The 15,922-nt window shown below is 74.3% G+C and carries 10 protein-coding genes; all 10 read right to left on the reverse strand.

Going from position 1 to position 15,922, the window contains the following annotated elements:
- Nucleotides 1-8 precede the first annotated feature (8 nt).
- The 10 genes from ACLJQM_RS37920 to ACLJQM_RS37965 all read right to left on the reverse strand — a co-directional run bounded on the left by ACLJQM_RS37920 (nucleotide 9) and on the right by ACLJQM_RS37965 (nucleotide 15,820).
- The gene (locus tag ACLJQM_RS37920; protein ID WP_410635147.1) at nucleotides 9-1,178 is read right to left on the reverse strand and encodes a cytochrome P450; all 1,170 of its coding nucleotides are present in this window, start codon (nucleotides 1,176-1,178) and stop codon (nucleotides 9-11) included.
- 377 nt (nucleotides 1,179-1,555) lie between these two features.
- Nucleotides 1,556-2,308, reverse strand: coding sequence for a thioesterase II family protein (locus ACLJQM_RS37925; RefSeq protein ID WP_410635148.1), 753 nt, complete (start codon nucleotides 2,306-2,308; stop codon nucleotides 1,556-1,558).
- Nucleotides 2,305-2,571 carry a phosphopantetheine-binding protein gene (locus ACLJQM_RS37930; RefSeq protein ID WP_247022749.1) on the reverse strand — a complete coding sequence of 89 codons (267 nt, stop codon included), beginning with the start codon at nucleotides 2,569-2,571 and terminating at the stop codon, nucleotides 2,305-2,307. The genes ACLJQM_RS37925 and ACLJQM_RS37930 overlap by 4 nt, the downstream gene beginning before the upstream one ends.
- Before the next feature lies 1 nt (nucleotide 2,572).
- Entirely contained in the window at nucleotides 2,573-2,767 is a 195-nt protein-coding gene (locus ACLJQM_RS37935; protein ID WP_247022748.1) for an MbtH family protein, read from the reverse strand.
- Nucleotides 2,768-2,781: 14 nt separating this feature from the next.
- Nucleotides 2,782-7,101 carry an amino acid adenylation domain-containing protein gene (locus tag ACLJQM_RS37940; protein WP_410635149.1) on the reverse strand — a complete coding sequence of 1,440 codons (4,320 nt, stop codon included), beginning with the start codon at nucleotides 7,099-7,101 and terminating at the stop codon, nucleotides 2,782-2,784.
- Complete coding sequence (locus tag ACLJQM_RS37945) at nucleotides 7,098-11,798, reverse strand: amino acid adenylation domain-containing protein (RefSeq protein WP_410635150.1); 4,701 nt, start codon at nucleotides 11,796-11,798, stop codon at nucleotides 7,098-7,100. Before ACLJQM_RS37945 ends, ACLJQM_RS37940 begins: the two co-directional genes overlap by 4 nt.
- Nucleotides 11,799-11,904: 106 nt before the next feature.
- A complete protein-coding gene (locus ACLJQM_RS37950; RefSeq protein WP_410635152.1) occupies nucleotides 11,905-13,146 on the reverse strand; it encodes a glutamate synthase-related protein in 1,242 nt (413 codons plus the stop codon).
- Nucleotides 13,143-14,138, reverse strand: a complete 996-nt coding sequence (locus ACLJQM_RS37955; protein ID WP_410635153.1) for an asparagine synthetase A — start codon at nucleotides 14,136-14,138, stop codon at nucleotides 13,143-13,145. The genes ACLJQM_RS37950 and ACLJQM_RS37955 overlap by 4 nt, the downstream gene beginning before the upstream one ends.
- A gap of 15 nt (nucleotides 14,139-14,153) precedes the next feature.
- Nucleotides 14,154-15,401, reverse strand: coding sequence for a methylaspartate mutase (locus tag ACLJQM_RS37960; RefSeq protein ID WP_410635154.1), 1,248 nt, complete (start codon nucleotides 15,399-15,401; stop codon nucleotides 14,154-14,156).
- Nucleotides 15,398-15,820 (reverse strand): cobalamin B12-binding domain-containing protein, encoded by a 423-nt coding sequence (locus ACLJQM_RS37965; RefSeq protein ID WP_247022744.1) that lies wholly within the window; start codon nucleotides 15,818-15,820, stop codon nucleotides 15,398-15,400. Before ACLJQM_RS37965 ends, ACLJQM_RS37960 begins: the two co-directional genes overlap by 4 nt.
- Nucleotides 15,821-15,922 lie beyond the last annotated feature (102 nt).

The raw sequence follows: 15,922 nt of genomic DNA on the forward strand, positions 1-15,922 counted from the left end.
GTTCGCGCTCAGCGGGCCCGCAGGCGCACCGGGAGGTGGTCGAAGCCGAAGTTGATGATCGACCGGTTGTGCACCGGCTCGCCGTCGAGCTCGAGCCCGGCGACCTGGTCGAGCAGCGCGGCGTAGATGGCCTTGAGTTCGGCCTTCGCCAGCGGCGCGCCGACGCAGTAGTGCGCCCCGACCCCGAGGGCCAGGTGCCGGTTCGGCGACCGGTCGAGCACGAGTTCGTGCGGCCGGTCGAAGACGGCGGTGTCGTGATCGGCCGACCACGTCCAGACGGCGACCTTGTCCCCGGCGTCGATGACGTGCCCGCCCAGTTCGACCTGGGTCGTGGCGGTGCGCAGGACGTGCAGGCCGACGGAGGTGTAGCGGAGCAGCTCGTCGGTGGCGAGGTCTAGGTCGGCGTCCTTCAGCTGGTGCCAGGCGTCGGGGTGGCTCATCAACGCCCAGATGCTCATGGCGGCGGTGTGCCGCACGGTCTGCACCCCGCCGACGACGATGTTGTCGAGGTTGAAGACGACGTCTTCGATGGGCAGCAGCCGGTTCTTGATCCGGTGGGTGGCGAGGGTGCTGATGAGGTCGTCACCAGGGTTCTTGCGCCGCTGCACGACTTTCTCGAAGAGGTAGGGCAGCAGTTTCTGGTGGCCGGCCCGGCGCGCGTCCGGTGTCTGGGCGAGGAAGGCTTCGTCGCAGACGGCGACGACGAGGTCGCGGTCGTCGCCCGGGATGCCGAACAGGTCGCACATGACGACGAGCGGGACGGTGGCCAGGACGTCCACGAGGTCGACGGTTTCCTGCTCTACGGCGGATTCGACGACTTCCGCGGCGAGTTCGGTGATGCGGTCGGCGGTGGTGCGCACGCCCTTGGGTGAGAAGTACGGGAGGACGGGGGCGCGGAGTTCGCGGTGCCGGGGACCGTCGGAGAGGGCCATCATCTTGCCGGCGCCGGCGGGGGTGCCACCGGTGCCGAGGAGCGAGCCGCCGGTGGAGCTGAACGTGGCGGCGTCGGTGAGGACGCGGGAGCCGAGGTGGTAGCCGAGCACGGACCAGACGGGCCCGTCGAGCGCGGTTTCGGTGCGGTGGACAGGAGCCCGGCTGCGCAGGTCGGCGACGATTTCGCCGACGTCGGGCCGGGCCCAGAGCCCTGGGTCGGTGAGATCGACGGTAACGGTGGACACGGGCGCCTCCTCGGGCGGGATGAGCGGCTTCGGCGATGTGGCTGGGGTGGTGGCTCGTTGGTGGACGGGATCTGCGAGCCGGAGCGGCCGGGTGCCGGCCGGGCGCCCCGGGGCGGCCGGGTGCCGGCCGGGGCGGCTGCCGCCGTAGCCGGCTCGGCTGCCGGAGTGCCGGCTGCCGGAGTGCCGGCTGGGCGGCCGGGTCAAGCGGTGCGGCCGTGTGGAGCTTGCGCAGCAAGTCCGCAGTGCCGGCTGGGTGGTCGGGTCATGCGGGTGCGGCCGGGTGGAGCTTGCGCAGCAAGTCCGCCGGGCCGCGGGTCAAGCGGTGCGGCCGTGTGGAGCTTGCGCAGCAAGTCCGCAGTGCCGGCTGGGCGGCCGGGTCAGGCGGGTGCGGCCGCGTGGAGCTTGCGCAGCAAGTCCGCCGGGCCGCGGGTCAGCGGCGTCGCCAGCAGGTGCCCACCCGGCTCGACCGAGGTCGTGAAGCGGCCCGTCGTCGCGGCCGACCACCCCGCGAGCGTCCCCGGCGGCAGGGCTTCGTCCCCGGCGCCGGCCACCGCGTGGATCGCGAACGTCGCCGGAACGCCGGGAGGGCGGTAGGTGCGGCAGACCGTCAGGTCCGCCCGGATCGTCGCCACCGCCAGTTCGCGGATCGTCTCGTCGTCCGGCAATGCCCCGGCCAGCCCGCATCGCGCGAGGAGTTCCGCGGCACCCTCGTCGGTCGGCGGGATCGAACCCGGCCACGCCGACGGTGGGGGCGCGCACGCCGGGACCACCAGCCGGGGACATCGTTCCGCGGGCAACGCACGGGCGACCTCGTAAGCCAGCAGCGCCCCGAAGCTCTGGCCGTAGAACACCGATCCCGGCCGCAGGTGCGGGACGAGCCCCGCCACGACCGCGGTCACCAGCTCACGGAAACCGGACGGCATCCGGTCCGTGAAGCGGCCGCCGCGGGCCGGGAGGCGGATGGCCCAGACCTCCAGGTCCGGGACCAGCTCCGCCGCCAGGCCGCTGAACGCCGTCACGTCGCCGCCCGCGTGCGGGAAGCACACCAGCTGCGGCACCCCGCCCGTCAACGGATACGGCCGGTAGCACCAGTCGCCCGCGAGGGCCGGGCGCGGGGCCGCGAGGGTCATCGCGTGCCCCGGCGGCCCACCAGCGCCACCTTCGGGCGGGCCGGGGTCTCGCGGGCCGCGGCCACCGTGGACACGAAGTCCGTCAACGTCGCCGCCGCCATCAGGTCGCGCAGGGACAGGTCGACCGAGAACTCGTCGCGGACCCGGTACACCACCCGCAACGCGGTCAGCGAATGGCCGCCCAGCTCGAAAAAACCGTCCTCGGGGCGCACCTCGGGGACGCCCAGCTCCTCGGCCCACATCGCCGCGATCGTCGCCAGCACGTCAAACCCCGAGCGCGACGCGCAGGCTCTTCGGGCGGATGTCGGTCCACGTCTCGTCGACCCACGCCACGCACTCCTCGCGGCTGCCGCTCTTGCCCGCCGGCTGCCAGCCCGCCGGAACGTCCAGCGAAGCCGGCCAGATCGAATACTGCTCCTCGTCGTTGACGACGACCGTGAAGTCCTTGAACGCGTCCACAGTGGATTCCTCTCTCAGATCAGCTGACGGTTTTCCGCGACCAGCGCGGCGAGTTCTTCGGCGTACGCGGTCACGTACGCGTCCGCGAGGGAGTCCGGCACCAAGGACCGCAGGTGGTCCACGGCCAGCAGGATCCGGTCCGAAGCCGGGTCCTGCACCAGTGCCACACCCAGCGCGAAGTTGGTCGGCTCGTACCGCATGTCCGGTTCGCAGCCGATCCGGTCGTCGACGATGCTCGTCGCCGAGCCCGCCAGCCGGCCGAGTGCGTGGAACCGCAGGAACGCGAAACACGCTTCGAGCCGCGGCGAGTCCATGAGCCGGGCCAGCCGGGCGAACGGGACCCGGCGGTGCGGCAGCAGCTCGACCTCGGCTTCGTGCACCGCGCGCACGAGGTCGGCCTGCAAAGCGTCCACGACCAGCGGGACCGTGTTCAGGAACAGCCCGTACGCCTCGGTGCCGCTGCGTTCCTCCAGCCGGCCGTTCACCGACAGGCCCGTCGTGACCCGGTCGCGGCCGGTGATCCGCGACAGCGCCCGGACGTGCGCGGCCAGCGCGGCCGCCTTGATCGGGACGCCGGCCGCCGACGCGAGCGCCGCGAGCTGGGCCGGGGCGTCCGGCAGGACCCGCTCGACCGTGCGCGGGATCTCCGCCGTCGCCGCCGCGGACCCGGAGTCGGCCGACCAGAGAGCACCGTCCGCGCCCGCCAGGCGAGAGCGCCAGAACTGCTCGCTCTCGGCAGAAGCCGCGGCGGCCTGTTCGGCGGCGACGAAGTCGCGGAACGTCGATGCGGGCGGTGGCGCCAGCGGCGAGTCCGGCGCGGCGTGCCGCTCCAGGATTTCCGTGAGCAGCGAGGTGAAGCTCCAGCCGTCCAAAATGGAGTGGTGCTCGGCGATGGTCAGCTGGAAGACGTCGTCGGCCAGCCGCTGGGCGGACACCCGGAACAGCGGTGCGGAACGCAGGTCGAAGCGCATCGCGCAGAACGCGTCGAACACCTCCCCCACCGCGGATCTCTGCGCCGCAGGAGAAAGGCCGCGAAGGTCCGCAGTGGAGACCGGCGCAGGCGCCGAAGCGTGCACCAGCTGCATCGGCTCGCGGTAGCCGATCACGTCGAACGTCGTCCGCAGCACCGGGTGCCGCTTGATGACGTCGGCGACCGCCCCGCGCAGGGCGTCCTCGTCGAGTCGGCCGGCGACGCGGTAGCTGTTGACGTTGTGGTAGCCGCCGGCGTCCCCCGACAGCTCCATGTGGTAGATCATCCCGAGCTGCATCGCCGCCATCGGGTAGGCGTCGACGACGTCCGCGGGCAGCTTCGCCAGGTCCTTTTCGGACAGTCCGGCGAACGGCCGCGCGGCCGGAGCCACCGCGGCACACGGCTTCAGCAGCGGCGCGAGGGCCGCCGGGGTGGGCGCGGCGAAAAGGTCGGGCAGCGTGAGCGTCCAGCCGCGGTCCCGCAGCTTGCCCGCCAGGTGCACCGCGCGGATGGAGTCGCCGCCGAGGTGGAAGAAGTTGTCGTGCGCCCCGGCGTCGTCCACGCCGAGGACGTCGGCGTACAGCTCGGCGAGCAGCCGCTCCCCCGGTGTGCTCGGCGCGGCGTACTCCCGCGTCGGCCGGGGCGCGGACGGCGCCGGCAGCGCCGCCCGGTCGAGCTTGCCGTTGACCGTGACGGGCAGCCGGTCGAGCACGGTCACCGTCGCCGGGATCATGTGCTCCGGCAGCGACTTCGCCAGGAACGACCGCACCTCGGCGTAGTCCAGCGGCACGGTGACGTAGGCGGCCAGCCGGTCGTCGTGCACGGTGACCGCGCAGGCGCCGACCGAAGGGTGCGTCCCCAGCGCGTGCTCGATCTCGCCGAGCTCGATGCGGAAGCCGCGGACCTTGACCTGGCTGTCGCACCGGCCGACGTACTCGAGACCACCGCCGGAAAGCCGACGGGCGACGTCCCCGGTGCGGTAGAGCCGCGCGCCCGGCGAAGGCGAGAACGGGTCGGGCAGGAACCGCTGCGCGGTGAGCCCGGCCCGGCCCCAGTAGCCGTGGGCGAGCGCGCCGCCGCCGATGTACAGCTCGCCCGGCACGCCGACCGGGCACGGCCGCAGCCACTCGTCGAGCACGTGGGCGCTCAGGTGCGGCAGCGGCGCGCCGATCAGGCTGCGCGCGAACCCGTCCGGTCCGGTGACGTCGTGGGTGGTGACGTGCACGGTGGTTTCGGTGATGCCGTACAGGTTGCACAGCGGCGCGGACAGCCCGAGCGCGAACCAGCGGCGCACCACCGCGGGGTCCAGCGCCTCGCCGCCGAGCATGACCTGCCGCAGGGCGGGCAACGCGGGCCCGGTGCGGAGGGTGGCTTCGAGCTGCCGCAACGCCGACGGCGTCTGGCACAGCTGGGTCACACCCTCCGCCGCGAGCAGCTCGGCGAACGCCTCCGGGGACCGGCTGGTCAGGTAGGGCACGACGACCAGGCGGCCGCCGTGGTGCAGCGGTCCCCACAGCTCCCAGACCGTCCAGTCGAAGGCGTAGCTGTGGAACAGCGTCCAGACGTCGGTCTCGGTGAACGCGAAGTGCGCGCGCCCGGACGCCATCAGCCGCCCGGCGTGCTCGTGGGCCACGGCGACACCCTTGGGCCGGCCGGTCGAGCCGGAGGTGAAGATCACGTAGGCCAGGTCGCCGGGGCGGACCGGCACCCGCGGCCGGTCCGCGGGGTAGGCCGAAACGTCCTGCCCGACGTCGAACACCGGCCCCTCGGTGTCCTGGTCGGTGACGACCAGCCGCACGCCGGTGTCGCCGAAGACGAACGCCGCGCGGTCGTCCGGCGCGGCCGGGTCGACCGGCACGTAGGCCGCGCCCGCCTTCAGGACGGCCAGGATCGCGACGACGATCGCGTCGGTGCGCTCCAGCAGCAGGCCGACCCGGTCGCCGGGGCGGACGCCGGCCGCGATCAGGGCGTGCGCGAGCCGGTTGGCCCGCCGGTCCAGCTCGGCGTAGGTCACGCTCACGCCGCCGAAGGTCACCGCGGGCCGGTCCGGGAACCGGTCCACGGTGTCCTCGAAGGACTCGTGCAGGCACCGGGACTCGCCGGCGGTGACGGCAGCGGGCAGCGAAGGCGCCAGCTCGACCTTCCACAGTGGACTGTCCGGTTCGTACAGCACGGCGGCCAGCAGGGTGCGCCAGTGCCCGGTCATCCGGTCGATCGTCGCCGCGTCGAACAGGCTGGTGCGGTATTCGACCTCGCCGCGCAGCTCGCCGTCGTCGAACGTCGACCAGGTGAGGTCGAACTTGCTCGTGCCGTTGTGGTGCACCCGCCGGGTCGCGGTGACCGGCCCGAACCGCAGCGGCTCGGACTCCTCCGCGTGCGCCCCGAACACGACCTGCACCAGCGGCGCGTGCCGGGCCGAGCGCTCGAGGGCCAGCGCGTCGACCACGACGTCGAACGGCACGTCCAGGCAGGCGTAGGCGTCGAACGCGGTGTCGCGCACGTGCTCCACGAGGTCGCGGAAGCCCGCGGCGCGGTCGACGCGCAGCCGCAGCGGCAGGATGTTGACGAAGTAGCCGATCAGGTCGGCCAGCTCCGGCCGGTCGCGGGTGGTCACCGGGGTGCCGACGACCAGGTCGGCCGCGCCGGTGTAGCGGTTGAGGAGCGCGGCGAACGCGGCCAGCTGAACGACGAACGGAGTCGCGTCCAGCTCGGCGGCGAGCTCACCGATCCGGGCGGCCAGCCCGGCCGGGAGCGCGAACTCGCGGGTGTCGCCGCCGAAGTCCTGCCGGGCGGGCGCTTCCCGGTCGGCCGGCACCGCGAGGCGCTCGGGCGCGCCGGCCAGCTGCTCGCGCCAGTACGCCAGCGGTTCGTCGTACGGCTCGGGTTCGGCGGCGTAGTCGGCGTACTGGGTGGTCAGCTCGGGCAGCACGGGAGCCCGGCCTTCGACGGCCGCGGTGTAGAGCTCCGCCAGCTCCCGCTCGAACACCCCGGACGACCAGCCGTCCCAGACGATGTGGTGCACGACGAGGACCAGCGTCACCGGGTCCGCCAGGGTCGCCCGCAGCAAGGGACCGGTTTCGAGGTCGAACCCGGCGGTCAGGTCGGGTTCACCGCGGTGCACCGGGATCCGGACGTCGTCGTGGACCGTCTGCTGTGGACCGTCCGGACCGGCCGAGAACGTCGTGCGCAGGACCTCGTGCCGCCGGACGATCCCGTCGAGGGCGCTTTCCAGGACGGCCGGGTCGACGGGTGCGTCGAAGGTGAACACCCACGGCACGGTGTAGGCGGCGGAGCCGGGGTTCCAGCGGTCGAGGAACCACAGCCCGCGCTGGAGCCCGGACACCGGGGCGGTGCGGCCGGTCATGCCCGCACCTCCAGCCGGCGGGCCAGCGCGCGGACAGTCCGGGAGGCGAACACCAGCCGCGGCGCGACCCGGGTGCCGGTCTCGGTGGACAGCCGCAGCGCCACGCGGACCGCGGCGAGGGAGTTGCCGCCGAGCCGGAAGAAGCTGTCGTCGACACCCACCGCGTCGACCCCGAGGACCTCGGCCCACACCGCCGAGACCAGCCGTTCGGCCTCGGTGACGGCGGGCTCCGCCGGCACCGCCTCGACGACGCCGTCCGGGTCGGGCAGCGCGGCCCGGTCGAGCTTTCCGTTCGGGGTCGAGGGAAGCGCGTCGAGCACGGTGACGCTCGCCGGGATCATGTAGTCCGGCACCAGCGTGGCGAGGTGGTCGCAGACGTCCTGGTAGCCGGGCGCGGCGTCCCGCGCCACGATGTACGCCGCGAGCCCGCCACCGTGCGCCACGACCGCGCAGTCCTTGACGCCGGGGTGGCGCGCCAGCGCCGCGGTGACCTCGCCGGGCTCGACCCGGAAGCCGCGGATCTTCACCTGGTCGTCGGCGCGCCCGGTGATGGTGAGCAGGCCGCCGGTGGTGCGGCCGCCGATGTCGCCGGTGCGGTACATCCGCGAGCCCGGCGGCCCGAGCGGGTCGGGCAGGAACCGGTCCGCGGTCAGGCCCGGCTGCCCGACGTACCCGAGGGCCAGCCCGGCCCCAGTCGCGTAGAGCTCACCTTGGGCCGACGGCCGGAAGTGCTCGTCGAGCACCCGGACGTCCTTGTGCGCGACCGGGACGCCGATCGGGATCGCGGCCGCGGTCACGTCCGCGGCGCCGACGACGTGACACGTGGTGAAGCCCATGCTCTCGACCGGGCCGTAGCCGTTGACGATCCGCACGTGCGGGTACCGCTCGCGCAGCCGGGCCACGTGCGCGACCGAGGCGCGCTCGCCGCCGGTGAACACCACCCGCAGGCCGGCGAAGATCGCCGGGAACTCGTTGACGAGGAAGTTGAACAGCGTGGCCGACAGCTGCAGCTGCGTGACGCCGTGCCGGGCGACGAGCGCGGTCATCGTCTCCGGGTCCGGCCGCTGGCCGGGGTGCAGCACGCAGGTGCCGCCGAACAGCAGCGGGCCGTAGACCTCCAGGCCGAAGGCGTCCCAGGACACCGGCGAGCACTGCAGCCACACCTCGCCGGGCGCGAAGAGCGCGTAGTCCTGGTCCAGGTAGGTCCCGGCGAGGGCGCGGTGCGAGGCCGCCACGCCCTTCGGCCGGCCGGTGGAGCCGGACGTGAACATCACGCACGCGACCGCGTCGACGCTGACGGCGATGCCGAGGTCGTCCTCGGGGCCGTCGGCGGCCGCGACGAACGCGCGGTCCACGACCAACCGGGCTCCCGAGGCCGCGATCGCGTCCGCCCGGCGGGCTTCCGGCAGCTCCGGGTCCAGCAGCGTGTAGCCCGCGCCCGCTTTGAGGACGCCGAGCAGGGCCACGACCAGGTCGGTGTCCCGCTCGATCAGCACGGCGGCGACCGCGCCTTCGGTCACCCCGTGGGCGCGCAGGCGCCGGGCGACGCGGTTGGCACGCGCGTTCAGCTCCGCGTAGCTCAGTTCGTCGTCGCCGGAAACGAGGGCGACGGCGTCCGGGCTCAGTGCGGCCTGCCGCTCGAACAGCTCGTGCACGGGGAGGACGGCGGTCTCGGTCTCTTCGGGCCGCACGAACTCGTCCGGCTCGGTGACCAGCTCGGTCACCGCCGTCAGCCAGGCTTCGCCGAGCGCGGTCAGGGTCGCGGCGTCGAACAGGTCGGTGTCGTACTCGATCCGGCCGCCGAAGCCGGTGCCGTCGTCCTCGACCGACCACGACAGGTCGAACCGGGACAGCTCGTTGACGTGCAGCCGCCGCGAGAGCTTCGCTTCGCCGTAGGGCAGCGGGTCCGGGTCGGCGGTGTGCATCTCGAAGACCAGCTGGAACAACGGGTTCCGGTCGCCGGAGCGCTCCCCCAGCACCCGGCCGGTGATCTCCTCCAGCGGCACGTCCTGGTGGCGGTAGCCGTCGAGGGCGACGCCGCGGACGTGGTCGAGCACGTCCCGCCGGGTCGCCTCGGCCTCGACGCGGAACCGCAGCGGGAGGAGCGTGATGAAGTAGCCGATCAGTGCGTCGAGCTCCGGCCGTTCGCGGACGCTGACCGGGGTGCCGACGACGAGGTCGGCGGCGCCGCCGGTCCGGTGCACCGCGAGTACGAGGCCGGCCAGCAGCACCATGAACGGGGTCGCGTCGGCCTCCTGTGCGAACTGTCGGACCGCCGTGGCGAGGCCGGCGTCGAACGCGAAGCGGTGGTAGCCGCAGCGGTGCGCCGGTTCGGCGGGCCGCGGGTGGTCGGGCGCGAGGGCCGGGCGGTCCGGCAGGCCGCGCAGGTGCCCGGCCCAGAAGGCGAGCTGCTCTTCGGCGATCCCGTTGTCCCGCAACCAGTTCGCGTAGTCGGCGTACTGGACGGCCAGTTCCGGCAGCCGCGGTTCGCGGCCCTCGAGCAGAGCGGTGTAGCACTCGCGCAGCTCGCGGTCGAGCACGGCGAGCGAGCCTTCATCCCAGACGATGTGGTGGAAGACGAGGACGAGGGTCGCGGTCGTCGCCGACGTCCGGACCAGCCGGGCGCGCAGCAGCGGCCCGGCCGCGAGGTCGAACGGCGTCCGCGCGTCGGCCGCGATCAGCTCGGCCGGGTCGGCCGCCTCGGTGATCTCGAAGGGGACGTCGAGGCGCGGGTGGATCACCTGGCGCGGCAGGCTCCCGACGACCTCGAACGTCGTGCGCAGCGCCTCGTGGCGATCCACGACCCGCTGCAGCGCGGCGCGCAGGACGCCGGCGTCGAGGGGGCCGTCGAAGTCGAACACCCACGGCACGTTGTAGGTCGGCGTGCCCGGCTGCCAGGCGTCCAGCAGCCACAGCCCGCGCTGGAACCGGGACAGCGGCGCGTCGGACGCCGGGGCGCGGACCGGGCCGGGGCGCTCGTCGCCGTCGTGCATCTCGGCGGCGAAGCGCTCCAGGGTCGGCGCGTCGAAGATCCGGTACGGCGACACGGGCCCGAACACTTCGAGCACGCGACCGGCCACCCGCACGGCGGTCAGCGAGTCGCCGCCGAGGTGGAAGAAGTTGTCGTCGAGGCCGACGCGCCCGACGCCGAGGACGTCCGCCCAGATCGCGGCGAGCAGCTGCTCGGCCGGGGTGCGCGGGGCGCGGTAGCCGGCTTCGGCACGGGCCGGCTCCGGCAGTGCGGCGCGGTCGACCTTGCCGGCGGCGGTGAGTGGCAGCTGCGGCAGGGGCGTCACGCTCGCCGGGATCAGGTGCTCCGGCAACGACTGGGCGAGGAACTCGCGTAACTCCGGGTATTCGAGCGGGTGCTCGGCGACGACGTACGCGGCGAGCTGGGTGCCGCTCGCGGCTTCGTGCGGCACGACCGCGCAGGCGGTGACGGCGGGGTGCGCCGCCAGCGCGTTCTCCACCTCGCCGGGCTCGACGCGGAAGCCGCGGATCTTCACCTGGTCGTCGGCGCGGCCGAGGAACTCCAGCTCGCCACCGGCGGTGCGGCGGGCGCGGTCGCCGGTGCGGTACATCCGGGCGCCGGGCTCGGCCGAGAACGGGTCGGCGACGAACCGCGCCGCGGTGCGCCCGCCGTCGCCGAGGTAACCGGCGGCGAGGAGGGAGCCGCCCAGGTAGAGCTCGCCTTCGTCGACCGGCCGGAGGTGCTCGTCGAGCAGGTGCGCCACGCGGTCGCCGACCGGCGTGCCGACGGTGACCGGGTGACCGGGCCGGACCTCGTGCACGGTGGCGGTGATGACGGTCTCGGTGGGGCCGTAGGCGTTGAGCAGGCGGACGCCGGTCCGGTCGAGCCAGGTGGCGGCCGCGGCCGGGGACAGCCGGTCGCTGCCGGAGACCATGGTCCGCAGCGTGGGCGGCACGGCCCGGCCGGCCCGCACCGACGCGACGAGGTCGTGGAAGTACCCGGCGGCGACGTTCGCGACGGTGACGTGCTCGGCTTCGAGCAGCTGCCAGAACTCCTCGACGGAGCGGAGCTTCGCTTCGGGGACGACCAGGCAGGCGCCGACGCTCAGCGCACTGGTGATCTGCTCGACGGCGACGTCCACAGTGGACCGCGCGAAGTGGAGGACGACGTCGTCGGCGCGGAGGTCGAAGCGGGCGGAGATGGCTTCGACGTGCGCGGCCAGGGCGCGGTGCCCGACGGCGACGGCCTTCGGCTCGCCCGTGGTGCCCGAGGTGTGGATGAGGTAGGCGAGGGCCTCGCCGCCCGCCGGCTCGGGACGGCTGCCACCGGGCCGGACCACGCCGCCGACCGGTGCCGCGGACTCACGGCCGCCAGGCCGCACGACCCGCACCACGCCGCCAACCGGTGCCGCGGACTCACGGCCGCCGGGCCGCACTGCCCCGCCGTCCAGGAGCAGTCTTGCGCCGGCTCCCGCCAGCAAGCGCTCGGTGCGTCCGGCCGGCGCCGCCGGGTCGAGGGGCAGGTGCACCCCGCCCGCCCGCCAGACCGCGAGCAAGCCGGTGACCTGGTCGAACCGGTCTTCGCTGCGCACCGCGACCACGTCACCCGGCCGGGCGCCCGCCGCCGTCAGGCGCTCGGCCGTCGCCGTGACCAGCTCCTCGAGCTCGCCGTAGGTGCGCGTCCGGGCCCCGCACCGCAAGGCCGGGCGGGTGGAATCGATCGTCACGGCCGGTTTCTCGTCCTGCACCGACATGCTGGGCTCACCCCGAACTGACCACAAAGGACGGACACGGAACCTGCTGGGCGCGGGGACCGCGCCACTGAGGGAAAAACTAAGCGGTGGGAACCGCCGCGACCGGCAGGTCGAGCGGCAGTTCCGCGGCGGCAGGAGCGGCAGGCCAGACGTCGTCGGCGGTCAGCGCGTCCGGGCGGTACTTGCCCAGTGCGCTGATCAGCAGCCGCGCCTCCAGCGCCAGCGCCTCGACCAGCCGCACCAGCCCCTCGGCGCGGTCTTCGTCGACGGCGACCAGTGCCGCCCGGCCCAGCGCCGCCGCGCGGACGCCGTGGGCCAGTGCCTTGACCACCCGGGTGCCTTCCCACATGCGCCCGCCCGCCAGCAGGCAGCCCGCGGGGGGCCCGATCCGGCGCAGGCACTCGGCCAGCGGCAGCCCGACGTGGCCGAGGAACGCCGTGGGCGCCCAGCCCGTGCCGCCTTCGGCGCCGTCGACGGTGACCGCGTCCGCGCCGGCCGCCCACGCGACCCGGGCGGCTTCGGCGACGTCCCGGCCCGGCGGCAGCTTCACCCAGACACGGGCGCGCGGGAAGTTGTTGCGCATCAAGCGGACCTGCTGCCGCAGGATCTCGGCGGTGAACGTCCCGGGACTGCTCGAACGCAACTTCCGCGGGCCGAATCCGGTGAGCGCGTACTGCCCGTCGACCCGCGCCGCGGCGGCCGCGTCCAGCAAGGTCATCCCGCCGAGACCGGGCTTGGCGCCCTGCCCCACCTTCAGCTCGAACCCGAGCCGGCCGCCCTCGAGCAGCGCCGACGCCGCGGGGTCGCTGTAGACGAGGTTCCAGACCTCGGCGTCGGCGTCCTCGGTGCTCTGCTGCACCACGACCCCGCCGAGCCCGTCGGGCACCTCCCCGGCGTACGCCCGCACGCGCGTGAGCAGGGCGTTCGCGTACCCGTTGACCGGCACGACGTTCTCGCCGAGCACCATCGGGATGCCCAGCCGCCCGGCTTGGCGCGACGCCGCCATCGCGAGGTCACCGCCGCCGAGCTGCGTCGAGCCGAACGCCGAGAGGTACACCGGCAGCGGCGAGGCGAACCCGCCGATCCCGGTCGCCAGCTCGACGTCGGAGAACAGCGGTTCGCGGCCCAGCTCGATCAGCTTTCCCAGCCGCAGAGGCACGAACACCGGTGGCACCAGCCGCGCGCGGTCCAGCTCGTCGCCCTCCGGTCCGGCCGCACCGAACACCTCGCTGCCGTAGGCGGATTCGGCCGGGAACACCGCGGCGGCGCCCCGCGCGGCCCGGTCCCGGACCGCCGCCTCGGGAAAGCCGGGGGCCTTCACGGCGCCACCAGCCCGGGAACCTTCGGGTAGGCGTTGACCCGCCACACCGCGTCGAGGCCGGTGAGGAACCGGACGAGCCGCTCCAGGCCCAGCCCGAAGCCCGCGCTCGCGGGGATGCCGTCGCGGACCATGTCGAGGTACCAGCCGTACTTGGCCGGGTTCTCGCCGGTCTCGCGCATCCGCGTGACGATCCGCGCGTAGTCGGACTCGCGTTCGCTGCCGCTGGCCAGTTCGCCGAAGCCGCCGGGCGCGAGGAGGTCGAAGTTGCGCAGGACACCGGGTTCGGTGGTGGCTTCGCGGTCGTAGAAGCCGCGCGAGCCCTTGGGGTAGTCGTCGACGAAGAACGGCCGGTCGGTGGCCCGGGACAGCAGTTCCTCGCCGGCCCAGTCGAGCTCCGCGTCCGGGCTCTGCGGGTGGCCCAGCTCGTGCAGCCGGGCGACGGCGGCGGCGTGCGTGGTGCGGCCGAACGCCCCGGACAGCACGCCGGTCAGCTCCGCAGGGTCCCGGCCCAGCCCGGTCAGCTCGCCGGGGACCGTCGCGAGCACGTGCTTCACGACGTGCGTGAGCAGCCGTTCGGCGACGTCCTGGGCCTGCGCCCGGCTCGCGCCCGCGACCTCGACGTCGATCTGGTGGAACTCGGCGAGGTGCCGCCGCGTCGAGCACGTCTCGACCGGTTCCGCGCGGACGTTCGGCGCGATGTAGAAGATCTTCTCGAAGCCGAGCAGCGACGCCTGTTTGTACAGGATCCCGCTGGTCATCAGCTTGTAGCGGTGGCCGTAGTAGTCGACGTCGAGCTGCTTCGAGCCGCGGACACCGGGGTCGGTGACCGGGCCGATCACCGGCGGCAGCAGCTCGGTGAACCCCTCCCCGCCGAGGAACTCCCGCACGGCGTTCAGCACCTGGTGCTGGACGCGCAGCGCGGCCTGGGTGACGGGCGAGGCGAGGTGCACGGGCAGCGGCGGTGGCAGCTGCCCGTCGGGGGTGTCGGTCATGGCGCTCCTGTCGGGTCAGGCCCCGGCCCGGCCGGGCGGGGGCGTGTCGAACTTCCGTTCCACGTGTGACAGCGCGGCCAGCAACCCGGCCGAGCCGGTCCGGTGCGGCCGGGCGGCGCGCGACGGCGGGCCGATCGGCAGCCCGCCGGTGTCCGCCCACTGCAGGCGGCCGCCGGCGTCGAGGTAGCTGCGGGCCCGGCCGGCGTTGTCCGGGTGCAGGCAGTACGGGACGTCGAGCAGGCCGCGGGCGAACGCGGTCGGCAGCGCGCCGGCCAGGTCGTCGTCCAGGTCCAGCACGGCTTCGACGAGCGCGGTGGCCTCGGCGTGGATGCCGGTGTCCTCGGTGCCGGTCCCGGCCGGCGTCCCGGCGGCGACGCGCGCGGCGAGCTCGAGCGCGTCGACGTTCTCCGCGACGGTCGGGATCCGGTGGGCTTCCGCGGCCGTCTTGACGATCAGCCGGGCCGCGCCGGACCGCACCGCGAGCCGCGCGGCGGACGTCAGCAGCCGGGCCGCGCCGGCCGGCGTCCGCGGGTAGACGCCCATGTAGGCGTAGACCACGACGTGCCACTCGACGCCGGGCAGGTACCGGGCGGCCAGCAGGCGCAGGGCCCGGACGGCTTCCTCGTCCTGCGCCGGGTCGGTCTGCTGCGCGTAGCTGAGCGAGACGCTGCGGAGTCCGTGCTGGGCGAAGAAGATCGCTTCGAGGACGCTGATCGCGACCAGCAGGCCCGGTGGGCAGAGCTGGCCGAGCATGCAGCCGCCGAACGTCTCCAGGTGGGCCGTGCCGCTCGCCGCCGCCAGCCGGGCGCAGGCGTCGGCCCAGTGCCGCACCGCCGTCCGCAGCGGGGTGCGGCTGTAGGGCAGGCAGTACGAGACCGGCCCGCCCTCGGTCGCGTCCAGGCCGGCGGCGACGAGCGTGGCGACGATGTCGCGCGGAGCGGCCGAACCGTGCCGTACCTGGACCGGGAAGTCCGGGCCGAGCACACCGGCCAGCACCTCGCGGGTCACCTCCGGGCCGTGCGTGACGAGCGGGAAGCCGTTGAGCGGCGCGCCGTCGGCGAGCGCACGGGCCGCCGTGACGAGGTCCCCGACGCGGGTGTAGCTGTCGAGGGTCAGCGTGCCGACCGTGGTGGCCGCCGCGTCGCGGGTGCGGCGCAGGCCGTCCCGCATGACGTCGGGCGCCGGGAAACCCATCCGCGGCTGGACGACCAGCCGGCCGGCCGCGTGCTCCCGCGCGACGAACGCCCCGAACGGCACGCTCACGACGCCACCCGCACCGGCAGCGCGGCCAGGTAGCGCCGGAAGGCGGCGATGTCGCCGTCGCCGAAGACGCGGTCGAAGCCCGCCGCGCGCAGCTCGGCTTCCGCTGCCACGCCCCGGGTGCCGTCGACGCCGAGCTTGCCGCCGATGACCAGGGCCGCGCCGGCCAGCGCGGCCCGCAGGCGCGGGGCCAGGCGGAGGCCGTCGGTGTGCCCGTGGCCGTTGACCGTGCTGAGCACCACCACGTCCGGGTCCAGCCGTCGGCACTCGCGCACCACCAGCTCGTCCGGCACGCACGCGCCGAGGTTCGTCACCGCGAAGCCGAGCTCTTCGAGCAGCAGCTGCAGGTAGACGAGGTTCCAGGTGTGCGCGTCGGAGGCCGTGCTGCTGACCACCGCGACCGGGCGAAGTTCCGAAGTCACGTTCCCGAACCTAAGCGGGGCACCGGAGCCCGACCGGCAGTTGCGGCGGCAGGAGGGCGGCGGCAACCCGGCGGGCACCGAAACTGCCGCCGCACTGCCGCA

Origin of the sequence: Amycolatopsis sp. cmx-4-83 (assembly GCF_046548815.1) — a bacterium.
In the GTDB taxonomy this organism is placed as follows: Bacteria; Actinomycetota; Actinomycetes; order Mycobacteriales; family Pseudonocardiaceae; genus Amycolatopsis; species Amycolatopsis pretoriensis_A.

What these genes read in the sequence shown, in the direction of transcription:
- ACLJQM_RS37925 (WP_410635148.1), bottom strand. Translation starts at nt 2,308, where the DNA reads ATGACCCTCGCGGCCCCGCGCCCGGCCCTCGCGGGCGACTGGTGCTAC.
- ACLJQM_RS37940 (WP_410635149.1), bottom strand. Translation starts at nt 7,101, where the DNA reads ATGACCGGCCGCACCGCCCCGGTGTCCGGGCTCCAGCGCGGGCTGTGG.
- ACLJQM_RS37955 (WP_410635153.1), bottom strand. Translation starts at nt 14,138, where the DNA reads ATGACCGACACCCCCGACGGGCAGCTGCCACCGCCGCTGCCCGTGCAC.